At 69.4% G+C, this 14,950-nt stretch carries 13 protein-coding genes; 4 read left to right on the top strand and 9 right to left on the bottom strand.

From position 1 onward, the window contains the following. Positions 1–5 precede the first annotated feature (5 nt). The 3 genes from CVV76_RS04340 to prpB all read left to right on the top strand — a co-directional run bounded on the left by CVV76_RS04340 (position 6) and on the right by prpB (position 3,140). On the top strand, positions 6–983 hold the full coding sequence (locus tag CVV76_RS04340) for a glycosyltransferase family 2 protein (RefSeq protein ID WP_102223386.1): 978 nt from the start codon (positions 6–8) through the stop codon (positions 981–983). A 1-nt stretch (position 984) separates the two neighbouring features. Continuing rightward, positions 985–2,061, top strand: a complete 1,077-nt coding sequence (locus CVV76_RS04335) for a glycosyltransferase family 4 protein (RefSeq protein WP_102223385.1) — start codon at positions 985–987, stop codon at positions 2,059–2,061. A gap of 146 nt (positions 2,062–2,207) precedes the next feature. Beyond that, on the top strand, positions 2,208–3,140 hold the full coding sequence (gene prpB / locus CVV76_RS04330) for a methylisocitrate lyase (RefSeq protein ID WP_102223384.1): 933 nt from the start codon (positions 2,208–2,210) through the stop codon (positions 3,138–3,140). 114 nt (positions 3,141–3,254) lie between these two features. Here prpB and CVV76_RS04325 read toward each other — a convergent pair whose 3' ends face one another. The 8 genes from CVV76_RS04325 to CVV76_RS04290 all read right to left on the bottom strand — a co-directional run bounded on the left by CVV76_RS04325 (position 3,255) and on the right by CVV76_RS04290 (position 12,000). Further along, positions 3,255–4,313 carry a quaternary amine ABC transporter ATP-binding protein gene (locus CVV76_RS04325; RefSeq protein WP_102223383.1) on the bottom strand — a complete coding sequence of 353 codons (1,059 nt, stop codon included), beginning with the start codon at positions 4,311–4,313 and terminating at the stop codon, positions 3,255–3,257. Positions 4,314–4,323: 10 nt separating this feature from the next. Then, positions 4,324–5,364, bottom strand: coding sequence for an ABC transporter permease (locus CVV76_RS04320; protein WP_102223382.1), 1,041 nt, complete (start codon positions 5,362–5,364; stop codon positions 4,324–4,326). A gap of 119 nt (positions 5,365–5,483) precedes the next feature. Continuing rightward, positions 5,484–6,476 carry an ABC transporter substrate-binding protein gene (locus CVV76_RS04315; protein WP_102223381.1) on the bottom strand — a complete coding sequence of 331 codons (993 nt, stop codon included), beginning with the start codon at positions 6,474–6,476 and terminating at the stop codon, positions 5,484–5,486. A 476-nt stretch (positions 6,477–6,952) separates the two neighbouring features. After that, complete coding sequence (locus tag CVV76_RS04310; protein ID WP_102223380.1) at positions 6,953–7,921, bottom strand: ketopantoate reductase family protein; 969 nt, start codon at positions 7,919–7,921, stop codon at positions 6,953–6,955. A 140-nt stretch (positions 7,922–8,061) separates the two neighbouring features. After that, positions 8,062–9,315 (bottom strand): LysM peptidoglycan-binding domain-containing M23 family metallopeptidase, encoded by a 1,254-nt coding sequence (locus CVV76_RS04305; protein ID WP_102223379.1) that lies wholly within the window; start codon positions 9,313–9,315, stop codon positions 8,062–8,064. A gap of 119 nt (positions 9,316–9,434) precedes the next feature. Next, positions 9,435–10,154 (bottom strand): protein-L-isoaspartate(D-aspartate) O-methyltransferase, encoded by a 720-nt coding sequence (locus CVV76_RS04300; RefSeq protein WP_102223378.1) that lies wholly within the window; start codon positions 10,152–10,154, stop codon positions 9,435–9,437. Beyond that, positions 10,151–10,936, bottom strand: coding sequence for a 5'/3'-nucleotidase SurE (surE, locus tag CVV76_RS04295; RefSeq protein ID WP_102223377.1), 786 nt, complete (start codon positions 10,934–10,936; stop codon positions 10,151–10,153). The genes CVV76_RS04300 and surE overlap by 4 nt, the downstream gene beginning before the upstream one ends. A 308-nt stretch (positions 10,937–11,244) precedes the next feature. Beyond that, positions 11,245–12,000, bottom strand: a complete 756-nt coding sequence (locus CVV76_RS04290) for an SDR family NAD(P)-dependent oxidoreductase (RefSeq protein WP_102223376.1) — start codon at positions 11,998–12,000, stop codon at positions 11,245–11,247. 265 nt (positions 12,001–12,265) lie between these two features. Here CVV76_RS04290 and CVV76_RS04285 point away from each other — a divergent pair, with 265 nt between their 5' ends. Continuing rightward, the gene (locus CVV76_RS04285) at positions 12,266–12,868 is read left to right on the top strand and encodes an outer membrane protein (RefSeq protein ID WP_158243092.1); all 603 of its coding nucleotides are present in this window, start codon (positions 12,266–12,268) and stop codon (positions 12,866–12,868) included. Between the two features lie 110 nt (positions 12,869–12,978). On the opposite strand, the gene CVV76_RS04280 is transcribed toward CVV76_RS04285, so the two are convergent. Continuing rightward, the gene (locus CVV76_RS04280) at positions 12,979–14,364 is read right to left on the bottom strand and encodes a pyridoxal phosphate-dependent decarboxylase family protein (RefSeq protein WP_102223374.1); all 1,386 of its coding nucleotides are present in this window, start codon (positions 14,362–14,364) and stop codon (positions 12,979–12,981) included. Between the last annotated feature and the right edge of the window lie 586 nt (positions 14,365–14,950).

The raw sequence follows: 14,950 nt of genomic DNA, 5'->3' as shown, positions 1-14,950 counted from the left end.
CCCCCATGCCCCAGGCTTCCATCATCGTTCCCGCCTACAACGCCGCCGGTACCATCGGCGTCACCCTGCGCAGCCTCTGTGCCCAGACCCATGCGGATTTCGAGATCGTCGTGGTCGACGACGGCGCGACCGACCGCACCGCCGCGGTCGTACGCGGCATCGGCGACCGCCGCATCCGCCTGGTCCAGCAGCCGAACCGCGGCCTTGCAGGGGCGCGCAACAGCGGCATCGCCGCCGCCCGGGGCGAGTTCATCGGCTTTTGCGACGCCGACGACCTGTGGCGCCCGGCCAAGCTTGCCCGCCATGTCGAGCACCTCACCGCGGCGCCGGAGGTCGGGCTGAGCTATTCCGGCTCGGAGTTGATCGACGAGGTGGGCCGCCCGCTGGGCCTTGCGCAGAAGCCGCGGCTGTCGGGCGTCACCGCCGCGCACCTGTTCCGGCGCAACCCGGTCGGCAACGGTTCCGCTCCGGTCATGCGGCGCGCGGCGCTGGACGCGATCGCCTGGCGGCCGGCGGGCGAGAGCCTGCGCGACTGGTGGTTCGACGAGAGCTTCCGTCAGTCCGAGGATGTCGAGTGCTGGCTGCGCCTGATGCTGACCACGGACTGGGAGGTCGCGGGGATCCCGGGCCTTCTGACGCGCTACCGCATCGCAGGCGGCGGGCTGTCGGCCGGCACCGCGCGGCAATACGAAAGCTGGGAACGGATGGTTGCCAAGCTGACCCCGGTCGCGCCCGCGTTCTTTGCCCGTAACACCCCGGCGGCCCGTGCCTACCAGCTGCGCTACCTCGCCCGTCGGGCGGTCAGCGCGGGCGACGGGCGCCGCGCGTTGGCGCTCTCGGCCCGTGCCATGGCGGCGTCGCGCCGTCCGCTGGCCGAGGAACCCGTGAAGACCCTCGCGACCCTCGCGGCCTCGGCCGTGGTCGCCGTCACCGGCGGGCTGCCCCGCTTTGCCCAAGCCACCCATCGTCCGAAAGGCGCCTGACATGACCTTCCAGATCCGCACCCCCGCCGCCCGTCTTCCCCGCATCGCCCACCTGGTCGACGACACCACGCCCGGCGGTGTCTCGCGCTACCTCGCGTTCATCGCCGCCGACACGGGCATGGCCGCGCTCGGCACGCATCGGATCGTGCCGGTGCCGCGCAGCCGCCCTGCATCGGTGAGCGTGGAGGCCGACATCATCGTGTCGCACCTGACGATCACCTGGCGCGGCCTGCCGGGGCTGATGGCGCTGCGCGCGCGGCATGCCGGCACCCCGCTCATCCATGTCGAGCACAGCTATTGCGAGGGTTTCGTCGCGGCGAACGTCCGCGCACGGCGGCGCTTTCTCACCCTCCTGCGCGCGGGCTATGCGCTCTTCGACCGGGTCGCGGCGGTGAGCGCGGAGCAGGCCGGATGGATGGACCGGCACGGGCTGGTCGCCCCGGGTGTGCTGTCGGTGGTGCCGCCGAGCGTCGATTTCGCGCCGTTCCGGGCGGTTGACGCGGCCGCGGACCCGGCGCGGACCTTCGCGCTGATCGGGCGCCTCGACCGGCAGAAGGGCTTCGACGTGGCGATTGCCGCCTTCCGCGCGGTGGAAGGGCCGGACCTGCGCCTGAAGATCTTCGGCGAGGGCCCCGAGGGCGCTGCCCTGCGGGCGCTGGCTGCCGGGGATGCGCGGATCACCTTCGAGGGCCACGCGCCTGCGCCGAACGCGGCCTATGCGGCGGCGGATGTGGTGCTGATGCCCTCGCGCTGGGAGCCCTTCGGTCTTGTCGCGCGCGAGGCGCTGGTGGCGGGCCGCAGGCTGGTGGTCTCGGCCACCGACGGGCTGCGGGGGCCGCTTGGCCCGGGCGCTACGCGGGTCGCGGGCCTTTCGGTCGGGCAATGGAGCGAGGCGATCGCCGGACTGGCGCAGAGCCACTCCGTCGCCACTTCCGACACCGACACCGACACCGGCGGGGGCGCGGGCGCGGAGCCGGAGGTTGCCACGCGCGACGGCTGGGCCGTGCTTCTGGCCGGGCTGTGGCAGTCTGCGCCGGTGCCGTCCGACATGCTTCCGGTCGATGTGCTTCCGGCCTGAACGCGCGGCACCCCCGGCGCCCGCGGCAGCGGCGGCCATGGCACACGAAAGCGCGAGGGGTGCGGTGGGCGGTCGCCGGGGCCGGACGGGGCGCTAGCTCCTGTCCCGGTTGCCGGGGCCGCCGCCCGGTCAGAGCGGAGCCTGTCATGACCTACCTCCTCGCCGATGATCTTCCCCATGAGACCGCGGGTCGACGCTTTCGCGCGCTGTTCGACCAGCCGGGGATCCTGCGGCTGCCCGGCGCTCAGAACGGCATGGCGGCGCTGCAGGCCCGGGCCGCGGGGTTCGACGCGCTCTACCTTTCGGGCGCTGCGATGACGGCCTCGATGGGGATCCCCGATCTCGGCATTCTGACGGTGGACGAAGCCTGTTTCTTCCTGCGCCAGATCGCCCGGGCCTCTGGCCTGCCGGTGCTGATCGACGGCGACACGGGCTATGGCGAGGCACTGAACGTCATGCACATGGTGCGCAGCTTCGAGGAGGCGGGGGCGGGCGCCGTGCATCTGGAAGATCAGCACCTGCCCAAGAAATGCGGCCACCTGAACGACAAGCGCCTTGTTGCGCCCGGCGAGATGGCGGCGAAGGTGGCCGCGGCACGTCGTGCGGCGCGCGACCTCGTGGTGATCGCGCGCACCGATGCGGCGGCCTCGGAGGGGATCGAGGGCGCGGTGGCGCGCGCGCGGCTTTACCTCGAGGCCGGGGCGGACGCGATCTTTCCCGAGGCGCTGACCTCCGTCGAGATGTTCCGCGAGGTGCGGGCCGCGCTTCCGGGCGTCAGGCTTCTGGCGAACATGACCGAATTCGGCCGCACCCCGGCGCTGAGCGCGGCGGCGTTCGAGGAGCTGGGCTATGACATGGTGATCTGGCCGGTCTCGTCGCTTCGGGTGGCGAACAAGGCGCAGGAGCGGCTTTATTCGGCGCTTGCGCGCGACGGAGAAGTCGGCGCGATGATCGGCGAGATGCAGACGCGGCAGGAGCTGTACGACCTGATCGGCCTCAACGAGGTCGAGGCGCTGGACGCCAGCATCGCCGCGTCGGTCGTGCCCGAGTGGACGGCCGAAGGGTCGGAGGAGGGGTAGGCGCCCGATCCCACCGCCGCGGCCGGGCCGTTCCCGCCCCTAACCCCCGGTAGACCGGGGCCGGAGGGATGGAAAAGCGCGGCCCCGGGCGAGGTGCCCGGGGCCGCGGGCATGTCAGCGCTTGGCCGTCTCGCCCGAGGATCGCGCGGGCACCAGCGCGCGCATGATAGCGGGCATGGCAAGGCTGCCGACAGGCGCCCCCTCGCGCATCACGCGGAAGTGGCGATCCAGCGCGCCCTCGGCCTTGGCGATGACGCTTTCGAGGTTGTCGTTCTCGTCCACCTCGCCCGAGATGTCGCCCTCCGGCGCGCCCTCGGTCATCACCGACCGCACCCGGAGCACCCGCGCGCGATTGATGTCGGCCACGAAGTCCTCGATGTAGGGATCGGCCGGGTTCAGCAGGATGTGCTGCGGCTCGCCCTGCTGCACGACGCGCCCGTCGTTCAGGATCACCAGGTGATCGGCCAGCTTCAGCGCCTCGTCCAGGTCGTGGGTGATGAAGATGATGGTCTTGTGCAGCTCTCCCTGCAACTCGAGCAGCAGATCCTGCATATCGGTGCGGATCAGCGGATCGAGCGCGGAGAACGCCTCGTCCATCAGCATGATGTCGGAATTCGACGTCAGCGCCCGGGCGATGCCCACCCGCTGCTGCATGCCCCCCGACAGCTGGTGCGGGTACTGCCCGCCGTAGCCGCCAAGGCCCACCCGGTCGAGCCACTTGTTCGCCTCGGTCTCGAAATCCGCCTTCGAGATGCCGCGGGTCGCAAGCGCCATGCCCGCATTCTCCAGCACGGTGCGGTGCGGCAGCAGGGCGAACTTCTGGAACACCATCGACATCTGCTCGCGGCGCAGCTTCCTCAGCCGCGTCTCGTTCCAGTCGAGGATGTTCTCGCCATCCACCAGAACCTCGCCCGCCGTGGGCTCGATCAGCCGGTTGAGGTGGCGGATCAGCGTCGACTTGCCCGAGCCGGACAGGCCCATGATCACTGTGATCTCGCCCCGCCGCATGTCGGTGTTGATGTCGTTGAGGCCCAGCACGTGCTGCCGGGTCTCAAGCAGTTCCGGCTTGCCCATGCCGGCCTTCACATCTTCCATCGCCGCTTGAGGATCGTCGCCGAAGATCTTGTAAAGATGGCGGATCGAGACCTTGATGTCTTTTTCTTGCTTGGTCATGACCATCTCCTCAGCGCCGGCTCTGGCTGTTGTCGATGCGGGCGAGCGAGGCCTTCGTCACGCGGTCCAGCAGGATCGCGAGGATCACGATGCCGAAGCCCGCGACCAGACCCACGCCCAGTTCCAGCGAGCGGATGCCGCGCAGGACGAGGACGCCGAGACCCGGAGCCGAGACCAGCGAGGCGATCACCACCATGGCGAGGCTCATCATGATCGTCTGGTTCACGCCGGCCATGATGTTGGGCAGCGCCAGCGGGATCTGCACCCCGAACAGCTTTTGCCGCGCCGTCATGCCGAAGGCGTCGGCCGCCTCGATCACGTCCTTGTCGACGAGGCGGATGCCAAGGTCGGTCAGCCGCACCACCGGCACGATGGCGTAGAGAATGATCGCGATGCCGTAGAGCTTGGGCTCCGTCACCGAGAACAGGAAGATCAGCGGGATCAGGTAGACGAAGGGCGGCAGCGTCTGCAGCATGTCGAGGATCGGGATCACGATGCGCTGCAACCGGTCGCTGCGGGACATGGCGATGCCAATCGGCACGCCGAACAGCACGCATATGAAGGCGCAGACGAAGATGATCGCCAGCGTCTCCATCGCTGCGGTGTAATGGTTGATGAAGGCGAGGATGCCGATCGAGATCAGCACGAACGCCACCAGCCGCCACGACCGCGTCACGACCCAGGTGATCAGCATCAGCACGGGGATCACGATCCACCACGGCGTCTGGGTCATCACCCAAAGCATGTCGCGCAGCATCCAGCTGAGCGGCTGTGTCAGCGGGTCGATGATCAGCCGCAGGCCGCCCCGGATCGCCAGGAACCCCTGTTCCAGCCCCTGCGTCACGTCGCGCGAGGGCGGGATCGCCGGACAGGCCTTGTTCAGCACGTCGAGCGACGGGAACGGCCAGTTCCAGGCCGAGGGGCCCGTGGCGTGGGTGCCGTCGGTCTTGGCGATGAGGTCGGCCATCGACATCATGCCGCTGCCGCTTTCGCCGGCGTGGCACCAGCCTTTCAGTCCGAGGGTTGCGAAGAGGGATTCGTAAGCTGCCATCCGCCTTGCGGGTTACCGCGGCTGCGGTCCCGTCCATGTTGTTTCAAATGAGAGAGGGACGAGGCCGGCATCCGGCCCCGTCCCGAGGGTGTGCGCCTCGTTGCGGCGCACGCGGGTCCTCACCCGTTGGAGATCTTGGCCAGCTTCTTCGCGGCCTCCGGCGACAGCCAGCTTTTCCAGGTGTCCTGGTAGCTGGTGATGAAGTGCACCGCGGTCTCCTGCGCGTTGGCCTTGTTCTTGTCCTGCCAGGCGAGAAGCTTCGACATGGTGTCGGTCTTGAAGGTCATCTTCGAGAAGAAGTCGGTGATGCCCGGGTGCGACTTGGCGAACTTGGAGGTCACCGCGGTCAGGATCGGCGCGGCCGGGAAGTCCGAGACCTTGGGATCCTTGGTGTCCTTGTTCTGCAGCTTGGCGAACTCGGCCTTGTCAAAATCGCCCAGCTTCACGCGGACCATCTTGTACTTGCCCATCACGACAGTCGGGCCCCAGTAGTAGCCGAACCACGGCTTCTTGTCGGTGTAGGCGGCGCCCAGCGACGAGGCCAGCGTCTGACCCGAGCCGTGGTTGAACACCTTGATACCCGATTTCTCGAGGTCGAGCGCCTTGATCAGGTTGTCGTTCACCACGCGGCAGCCCCAGCCGTCGGGGCAGTTGTTGAACCGCCCGCCGACCCAGTCGGGGTGCGCCATCACGCCCTTGATCGTCTTGAGTTCCGGATGCTCCTTGGCGAGGTAGGCGGGGATCCACCACCCCTCGACGCCGCCGGGTTTAAGAACTTGCGCCACGCGCTTGATCTTGCCGGATTTTTCAAGCTTCTTGTAGGCGTCGCCGGCGGAGTTCAGCCAGAGGTTCGTCACCACGTCCGGGCGGCCGTTCTCGGCCACCGAAGTGATCGCCGGGATCGTGTCGGACTTGACCAGGCTGACGTGGCAGCCATAGCCCTGTTCCAGCATGAACTTGGCGATGTTGGTGGTGACCTCGGCGGCGGCCCAGTTCATCTGGGCGATCGAGATGTCGCCGCATTCGGCAGGCTTTGCATCCTGTGCCTGGGCCGAGACGCCCGAGAACAGGGCAGCCGCGCCGGCGGCTGCGAGAAGCGTGATCTTCCGCATGTCGAATTCCTTCTTGTCGTTGCAGACGGATCGGTCGGGATCGGGCGCGTCGTCCGCACCGCACCCGCAAGGGGTAAGGCGCGCGCCGCCCGTTCTGGTGTCCGGCGCCCGAGGCGCGGACACGGTCGAGTTGATGTGATCTCTCCCGGCCATCGGGCGGGTGAGTAACAAGCTCGTGCCCCGGTCGGCAACCGTCTGCCGCTCACAATGATTTGGTCACGGGTGAGGGGAACCGGAACGCATCGTTACGCGTTCGCGCGCGAAGGGGTTTGCTGTTTCAACTGCCGCGGGGCGGGTTGCATCGCCCGGCAGCGTGGGATCGGATTTCGGAAAAAACTGGCGGTCGGGCGTTGCGGGCGCCGCGCCGGACAGTGCCCGCCAGCAGGATTCGGCCGGAACGACGAGGCGGCGGCGCACCGTTTGCACGCCAGGCGCACGACCTTCCAGCGGGGTCTGCGGCGAGGAAAGGCCGGGCGTCAGGCGCCGCGCATGGCGCTGGTGAAGGCCTCCACCGGCACCGAGCCGGGGCCCGACCCCTCGCGCACCAGCCGCGCGGCAAGCGCCGCAAGCCAGGAGTTGGCCGGGGTCGGCACGCCATGAAGACGGCCGAGCAGGGCAATCTCGCCGTTCAGGTAATCCGTCTCGATCGACCCGGCGGCACGCGCCAGGCTCTGGGCAGAGGAACTCCCGGCGCGGTCCACCCCCGCCACCTCGCCGAAGCGCAGGTGCGTCTCGCGCCGGGGGTCGTTCATCACGTCGTCCCAGCCAAAGCCCGCGGCGGTCAGAACGGCCTCGCCCTCGGCCTGGACCCGCGCCTTGATCTTCTTGGTGTCGGCCCCGTCCCCGAACGCCGCGCCGACGATATTGGCGAGGTTCACCAGAAGCTTGCCGTTCTTGGCACGCATCACGTCGTCGAGCGTCTGCGCCTCGATCCCGGTGCCGGCAAAGGCCGCGGCGACGGCGCGGTCGGTATCGTCGATACCCGAGGGAAAGCGCCCGATGTCGAGAAGGCCGACCTTGGGCGTGCCGAAGCAGGCCACCTCCCCGGGTACCAGGAACTGCGCCGGCAGCAGGACCGTGATGCCGTGCACGTCGGGAAAGATCCGTTGCGCCATCCGCTCGTTCTCGATCCCGTTCTGGGTGCAGAACACCGGCTGATCGGTCACGCCCGCGGCGCGCAGGCTTTGCAGCGCGGCCATGGTGTCCTGCGTCTTCATGCAAAGGAAGATCGCGTCGTCGGGGCGGAACGCGATCTCGTCGGGCGCCGCGACGCAGGGAAAGCGGGCGTGGCTGGTGCCGTCGGGCGTGCGCAGAGTCAGCCCGCCGCTGCGCAGGGCCTCGAGCTGGGCGCCCCGGGCGATCCCCAGAACCTCATGCCCGGCCCGGGAAAGCTCTGCCGCGATCGTGCCGCCGACCGCGCCGACACCGTGGATGATGAACCGCATGGGGAGACCTTTCTGCAAAACTGTGCCGCGGGGCCGGGGGCCCGGGGAATGGGCCGGAATGCGCCGCCGGCCGGTAGGGTGGTGGTGACCCGGTCAGCGAAGCCGGGCCGTCACCGCAAGGCGCACCGCTGGAGGGCGCGTCACTGGAGATAGGGCATCGGGTCGACGCTGTCGAAGCCCTTGCGCACCTCGAAGTGGACGAAGGAGGGGGAACCCTTGCGCACGGCGGCGATGGTCTGGCCGCGCTTGATCTTGTCGCCCTTCTTCACCTTGATGTCGGCAATGTTGGCATAGACTGTCAGCACGCCGCTGGCGTGGCGCACCACCATGACCGGAACGCGGTCGACATCCTGGGTGATCGCGGCCACGGTGCCGCTGTCCGCCGCATGCACCGCGGTGCCGGCAGGGGCGCCGATGTCGATCCCGTCGGACTTGCCCTTGTTGTAGCCGCGGATGATCTTGCCCTGCACCGGCATCGCGAATTGCGCGTTCGACGCGGCGGTCCGGTCCTTGCCCAGATCGGGCGAGGCGGGAATGTCCTTCTGCGTCGAGGCCGCGGCGGGCGGCGTCTTGGTCGGCAGCGGCTTGGAGGCCGAGGGCGGCTCGGCCACCGGGGACTGCCGGCCGGGCGGCGACACCGCGGTGGTCGAGATCGCGCCGCCCGCGCCGGCGGCGGCGGCGGCCCCGGCGCCCGAGGATTGCGGCGCGGGAGACGTGCCCGCCTTCGGCACCGGGATCAGCAGGATCTGCCCGACGCGCACGTCGAGGTTGCTGTCGAGGCCGTTCCAGTCGGCCAGCGACTTGACGGGAACGTTGTAGAGCCGCGCGATGGAATAGGCGGTCTCGCCGGGCTGGACCTTGTGGCGCAGCGGCTGTTGACCCTGCTGGATCCCTGACGGCGCGGGTCCCGAAGAGGGCGGGTTCTGCCCCTGCGAGCGGTCGATCGCCGAATTGGCGAGCGACGAGATGTCGATCTGTCCGCTGCCACCGACCTGGTTGCCCACCTGGCTGCCGCCGCCGGCATAGGCGCCAGTCGCCGCCGAGGGTTCGGCCACGCGGCCGGGCAGGGCGAGCACCTCACCCTCGCGCAGCGCCACGTTCGGGGCGACACCGTTGTAGCGGGCCAGCTCTGCCGGATTCATGCCGATGCGGGCGGCGACGGCGTTGACCGTGTCGCCCTGCCGCGCCACCGCGACCTGGTAATCGGGGTAGGAGATGATGCCGCGGCTGTCGGGCTGCGGCCGGCTCGCCATCGCGCGTTGCACCGCCGAGGTCGTGCCGAACCCCTGCTGCGGGCCGCGCAGGTCCCAGTCGTTGGTGGTCGCACATGCGGACAGGCCGGCGACGGCCAGACACAGGACCAGCGGGCGGGCCGCCCCAAAACGCTTCGTCATCAATCAGCCTCTTGCCTATCGCCCGGGTCCCTCCGGGCCGCCTCTGCCTTCGGTGCCGGGTCGTGCCCGGCGGTTCAATTGCTCTGCGGGCGAAGGGGCGTCGGGCGCCGTGGCCCGTGTCACTCCTGCCCGAGCCCCTCGACCAGCGGCACGAAGCGCACCGGGCGAAGTTCGTCGTATTCCAGCCCGGCGGGCGTCCGTACCACCCGGATCAGGCTTTGCACCGCGTCGGACTGGCCGACGGGCAGCACCATGATACCGCCCTCGCGCAACTGGGCCAAGAGGGGGCCCGGCGGGTCCTCGGCCGCGGCCGTCACGAGGATGCGATCAAACGGTGCCTGATCGGGCAGGCCGAAGCTGCCGTCCGAGGTCATCGCGGTGATGTTGGTCAGCCCCAGCCGGTCGAACACATCCTGCGCCTCGCGCACCAGCCGGCGGTGGCGGTCGACGGTATAGACGCGGCGGCACAGCTGGCTGAGGATCGCGGCCTGGTAACCCGACCCGGTGCCCACCTCGAGGACCTTGTCGCGCGGCCCGATCTGCAGCGCCTGGGTCATGAGGCCCACGACCGAGGGCTGGCTGATGGTCTGGCCGCAGGCGATCGGCAGCGGCATGTCCTCATAGGCGCGGTTCGAGAACAGCCCCTTGACGAAGGCCGCCCGGTCGATCCGTTCCATCGCCGTCAGCACCCGGGCGTCGGTGACCCCCTTGGAGCGGATCGCGTAGAGAAAGCGCATCTTGCGCTCGGCCTCGCTCTCGGAAGGCTCGGGCGCGCGGTCACCGGCTGGGCGGTCACCGGTTGGGCGGTCGCCGGGCGGAAGGTCGTCCTCGCCGCTCATCCCAGCTTCTCCCTGAGGTCGGCCACAAGGTCATGCGCGGTCAGGTCGGCGCGCATCGGCGTGACCGAGACGTAGCCCTCCAGGTTCAGCGCGGCATCGGTGCCGGGCGCGGTCGGGCGGTGCTGCGGCCCGCCCTTGATCCACAGGAACCGCCGCCCCGCGGGCGAGCGGTGCGGCTCGACCGAGAAGCGGGTGTCGTCGCGAAAGCCCTGCGTGGCGACGCGTGTCCCCTTCACCGCGGCGGCGGCACAGGGCGGGAAGTTCACGTTGAAGAAGGTCCGGTAGGGGCCGACCTGCCACCGGGCGTGCTCGATCAGCGACCGCACGACGCCCGCGCCATGCCGCGCCGCGGCCTCGAACGGGTTTTCCAGCCCCTCGGTGCCGGGCCCGAGGAATTGCGACAGCGCGATCGAGGGCACGCCCTGCAGCGCCGCCTCCATCGCCCCGCCGATGGTGCCGGAATAGAGCGTGTTCTCGGCCGAGTTGTTGCCGCGGTTGACGCCCGACAGAACGAGGTCGGGCGGCGCCTCGGCCAGCACGTCGTGCAGCCCCGCAAGCACGCAATCGGCGGGCGAGCCCTCCGCGGCGAAGCGGCGTTCTCCCAGTTCGGCGATCATCATCGGCTTGGTGTAGCTGATGCAATGCCCGACGCCCGATTGCTCGAAGGCCGGGGCGACGGTCCAGACCTCGCCTCCGGCGCCCGCGATCTCGGTCGCGATATCGTGCAGGACCGCCAACCCCGGCGCGTTGATCCCGTCGTCGTTGGTGATGAGAATGCGCATCCAGACCCCCTTGTCCTGCGCCTTGATTAGAGGAGCCGGACCCGGGCGTAAACCCGCCGCACAAAGGATTTGAGGCTGCGTCCTTCGTGCAAGACCCCCGCCCGGCGGCGGCCTCGGCCCCCCACGCCCCCGACACATGCCGCGCCGGCGCGAAAACGCCTTCCCGCTCCCACTTTCTGCTCGAAAATATCCCACGGGGGTGCGGGGGTGTGAAACCCCCGCAGATGCGGTGGGTGCGGGGGTGTGAACCCCCCGCAGATGCGGTGGGTGCGGGGGCCTGCGTGCCGGATCTATCGCCGCGGCAAGGCTCATCGCATCCTGAGCGCGCCGTCGAGACGGATCACCTCGCCGTTGAGATAGCCGCATTCGAGGATGAAGCACACCAGCGCCGCGTATTCCTCCGGCCGGCCCAGGCGCCTGGGAAAGGTCACCTCGGCGGCAAGGCCGTTCTGCACCTCTTCGCCCAGCCCTTCGAGCATCGGGGTGAGGAACACCCCCGGCGCGATGGCGCAGACCCGGATGCCCTGGCCCGCGAGGTCGCGGGCGAGCGGCAGGGTCATCCCGGCGATTCCGGCCTTCGAGGCGGCATAGGCGGCCTGGCCCTTCTGCCCGTCGAAGGCCGCGACCGAGGCGGTGTTGACGATCACGCCGCGTTCGCCCGCGTCGCCCGGTGCATTGTCCGCCATCGCGGCGGCGGCGAGGCGCAGCACGTTGAACGATCCCACCAGGTTGATGTCGATCACCTTGCGGAAGCGTCCAAGGTCGTGCGGCCCGTCGCGCCCCAAGGTCTTTTCCGCGATCGCGATTCCCGCGCAGTTGATTGCCGCGTTCAGCCCGCCCATGGCGGTACGCGCGCGCTCGACCCCCGCCGCGACCGAGCCCGCGTCGGTCACGTCGACCTCAGCGAATTGCGCGCCGGTCTCGGCGGCAAGGGCCTGGCCGCGGTCGCGGTCCAGATCGAAGATGGTCACCGCCGCCCCGGCTGCGCGCAACGCCCGCACGGTCGCCGCCCCGAGTCCCGATGCGCCGCCCGTGACGATCGCCGCGCTTTCCCCGATCCGCATTTTCCCCTCCCTGGTGACGGAACCTGCGACAGAAAGGCCATGACTGAACCGTGAAGTCCAGTTTTTTGGCGTGTTTCCGCGTAGTCCAGTGAAAAACAAGCAACTTTTCGCCGCTTTTCGTCACGGAAAACTCGCTGTCTGTCACTCAACGGTGATCCCCCCTTGGAACCGACCGCGTTCTACCCACGTTTCCGGACAACGTTGCACAACGCTGCAGCGCCCCGCGCCGTCCGGGCAGTGACGGTCGGAATTAATGGAGACGAAGATGAAGAAATTCGTGGCAATCAGCGCAACCACCATTCTCATGGGCAGCACCGCGGCCTTTGCCGGCGGCATGGCCGAGCCGGTTCAGCCGGCGGCCCCGGTCGTCGTGACCCCGCCGGCCCCGGCGATGCCCAACTGGACCGGCTTCTACGGCGGTGTGAACCTCGGCTTCGGCCACACCAAGGCCGACGGCAACGGCTCGCACGGCGGCAGCGGTTCGCTCGGCGGCGTGCAGCTCGGCTACCTGCAGGACATGGGCTCCTGGGTCTACGGCGGTCAGATCGCCTATGACCAGTCGAACATGGACCTGAGCGGCACCGCCAGCAAGGTGAAGAACTACACCACCATCGAAGGCAAGATCGGTCCGAAATACGGCCGTGGCTTCTACTACCTCGCTCTGGGTGTCGGGTCGATCAACGCCGACATCATGGGCGACAGCCACAGCGACACCGGCTACTTCGGCGGCATCGGCATGGACTACATGCTGGCCAACAACTGGTCGGTCGGCGGTCAGATCCTGACCGGCCGTTACGGCGACGTGGACCACACCGGCGTCACGCTCAAGCCGACGACCGCTCAGATCGACGTGTCGTACCACTTCTGATCCTGTTCCCCAGGACTGGAGACGGAGAAGCGGGCCCCTGTGGCCCGCTTCTTTCGTTTCCGGGGTCGGGGGGCGTTCCGCTCAGGACCCTCCGCTCGCGCCCTGCTCGCTCAGGCCAGCAGCTCGCGCACCACGGCGGCCACGGTCATCACGTCCTCGCGGGTGCAGTCGAACTGGCCCACCTGCACGCGGATCACGAAGCGTCCGTCGTGCCGCGTCTGGGTCAGGTAGACCCGGCCGTCCTCGTTGATCCGGGTCAGCAGCGCCTCGGTCGCCGCATCCCCCGCCGTAAGCGCGAAGGTGAAGAGCGACAGCGACGGCCCGGTGACGATCTCGACCCCCTCGATCCCGGCCAGGTCAGTGCACAGCGCCTCTGCCCAGGCGACGTGGTCGCGGATCCGCGCGCGCAATCCGTCAAGGCCATAGGCGCGGATCAGGAACCACAGCTTCAGGGCGCGAAAGCGCCGGCCCATGGGCACCGTCCACTCGTTGAAATTCACCACCTCCTCGTGTTCCAGCGTCTCGAGGAAGACCGGCCTGAGGCCCAGCGTTCGCACCTGCGGCGCGGGATCGGCGAGGAATTGAACCGCGCAGTCGAACTGTGCGCCCAGCCACTTGTGCGGGTTGAAGACGACCGAATCCGCCCCCTCGACCCCGTCCCAGAGCGGCCGGAACTCGGGGCAGATCATCGCAGAGCCGGCCCAGGCGGCATCGACATGGGTATACAGCCCCTCGGCCTGCGCGACCTGGAGGCAGTCGCGGATCCCGTCGAAGGCGCCGATCGAGGTGCCGCCCGCAACCAGCACGATCCCTGCGGGAAGGAACCCCGCGGCGCGGTCGGCCGCGATCGCGCCAGCCAGCGCCCCGGGCTTCATCGCGTTGTGGGCGTCGGTCGGGATGCGGACGAGGTTGGCCTGCCCGATCCCCGCCACCCGCACCGCCTTGTCGACCGAGGAATGCGCCTCGGGGCTGACGTAGATCCTGACCGGCGGCTGGCCCGACAGGCCGGTCTCGATCCCCTTCCAGTCAAGCGCGCGCTCGCGCATCGTCAGCACGGCCGAGAGGGTGGCGGTGGTGGCGCTGTCGTGGATCGTGCCGGTGAAACCGGGGCCGAGACCGAGGGCCTCGCGCAGCCAGACCATCATCACCTGTTCGATCTCGGTCAGCGCGGGCGAGGTCTGCCACAGCATTCCCTGCGCGGCGATCGTGTTGGCCAGCTGTTCTGCCAGCATCGAGGCGGGCGCCGCGTTCGCGGGGAAATAGGCGAAGAAGCGGGGGTGCTGCCAATGGGTCAGGCCCGGCGGCACGATCCGTTCGAAATCGGCGAAGATCGTCTCCATCGCCTCGGCTTGCTCGGGCGGGGCGGGGGGGAGCATCGCCGCGATCTCTCCCGGCGTCGTGGCGGCACGGACCGGGCGGTCGCGCAGCCCCGCGTGATAGGCGTGGCCCCAGTCAGCCGCCCGTTTCGACCAGTCGCGCAGCTCGTCGTGGTTCATTGCTGGCTCTCCGCTTCATGTTCATCCGCCCGCATCAAGGCACAGAGCCGGTGGCGCCACAAGCCGGGCGGGCGATCGCCGTTGCACGACATCGCAGCGGGTCGGGCGCTCTGGCACACCATCCCGTCCGGTGCCTTTCCTGTCGCCCGCCGTGCCCCTCCCGCGCTTGTCTGGTCCTGCGTTTCGAGGTTGGCGCCGTGTGCCCGGAAGCCTGACGTCGGCGCACGTCGTCCTATGCCGGCATCGCGTGGCCCGATGATCGGATTGGAGCTGTGGCGCCACAGCTTGGTCATGCCTTTCGATCACCCGCCGTCCCCTTCCCGTGCTTTGGGCCGGCGTTGCAGGAACTTGCGCCGATCCCCTGGGAGCCTGACGGGCGCGACCCATTGCCCGAAGCTGCCGTCGCGCGGCCCGGTGGCGGGGCGGGCGATTACTGACCGGGCGCCGCCGCTCAGGGCGCTCGACCGCGGCCAGGCCCGGACCGCCTCGGCTCATTGCCCATCTCCGCGCTGCGGTTTCCCGTGGGGCCCGCGACGGGCTCGACATCAGCCATGGGGCCGCAGCCGGACCGGCAGCTTCGGCGGGC

The organism is Acidimangrovimonas sediminis, from assembly GCF_002871005.1.
GTDB classification, from domain to species: domain Bacteria; phylum Pseudomonadota; class Alphaproteobacteria; order Rhodobacterales; family Rhodobacteraceae; genus Acidimangrovimonas; species Acidimangrovimonas sediminis.
Note: the sequence above shows the minus strand (reverse complement) of the source record. Positions and strands in the feature narration are given on the sequence as shown.

What these genes read in the sequence shown, in the direction of transcription:
- CVV76_RS04340 (WP_102223386.1), top strand. Translation starts at nt 6, where the DNA reads ATGCCCCAGGCTTCCATCATCGTTCCCGCCTACAACGCCGCCGGTACC.
- CVV76_RS04335 (WP_102223385.1), top strand. Translation starts at nt 985, where the DNA reads ATGACCTTCCAGATCCGCACCCCCGCCGCCCGTCTTCCCCGCATCGCC.
- prpB (WP_102223384.1), top strand. Translation starts at nt 2,208, where the DNA reads ATGACCTACCTCCTCGCCGATGATCTTCCCCATGAGACCGCGGGTCGA.
- CVV76_RS04325 (WP_102223383.1), bottom strand. Translation starts at nt 4,313, where the DNA reads ATGACCAAGCAAGAAAAAGACATCAAGGTCTCGATCCGCCATCTTTAC.
- CVV76_RS04320 (WP_102223382.1), bottom strand. Translation starts at nt 5,364, where the DNA reads ATGGCAGCTTACGAATCCCTCTTCGCAACCCTCGGACTGAAAGGCTGG.
- CVV76_RS04315 (WP_102223381.1), bottom strand. Translation starts at nt 6,476, where the DNA reads ATGCGGAAGATCACGCTTCTCGCAGCCGCCGGCGCGGCTGCCCTGTTC.
- CVV76_RS04310 (WP_102223380.1), bottom strand. Translation starts at nt 7,921, where the DNA reads ATGCGGTTCATCATCCACGGTGTCGGCGCGGTCGGCGGCACGATCGCG.
- CVV76_RS04305 (WP_102223379.1), bottom strand. Translation starts at nt 9,315, where the DNA reads ATGACGAAGCGTTTTGGGGCGGCCCGCCCGCTGGTCCTGTGTCTGGCC.
- CVV76_RS04300 (WP_102223378.1), bottom strand. Translation starts at nt 10,154, where the DNA reads ATGAGCGGCGAGGACGACCTTCCGCCCGGCGACCGCCCAACCGGTGAC.
- surE (WP_102223377.1), bottom strand. Translation starts at nt 10,936, where the DNA reads ATGCGCATTCTCATCACCAACGACGACGGGATCAACGCGCCGGGGTTG.
- CVV76_RS04290 (WP_102223376.1), bottom strand. Translation starts at nt 12,000, where the DNA reads ATGCGGATCGGGGAAAGCGCGGCGATCGTCACGGGCGGCGCATCGGGA.
- CVV76_RS04285 (WP_158243092.1), top strand. Translation starts at nt 12,266, where the DNA reads ATGAAGAAATTCGTGGCAATCAGCGCAACCACCATTCTCATGGGCAGC.
- CVV76_RS04280 (WP_102223374.1), bottom strand. Translation starts at nt 14,364, where the DNA reads ATGAACCACGACGAGCTGCGCGACTGGTCGAAACGGGCGGCTGACTGG.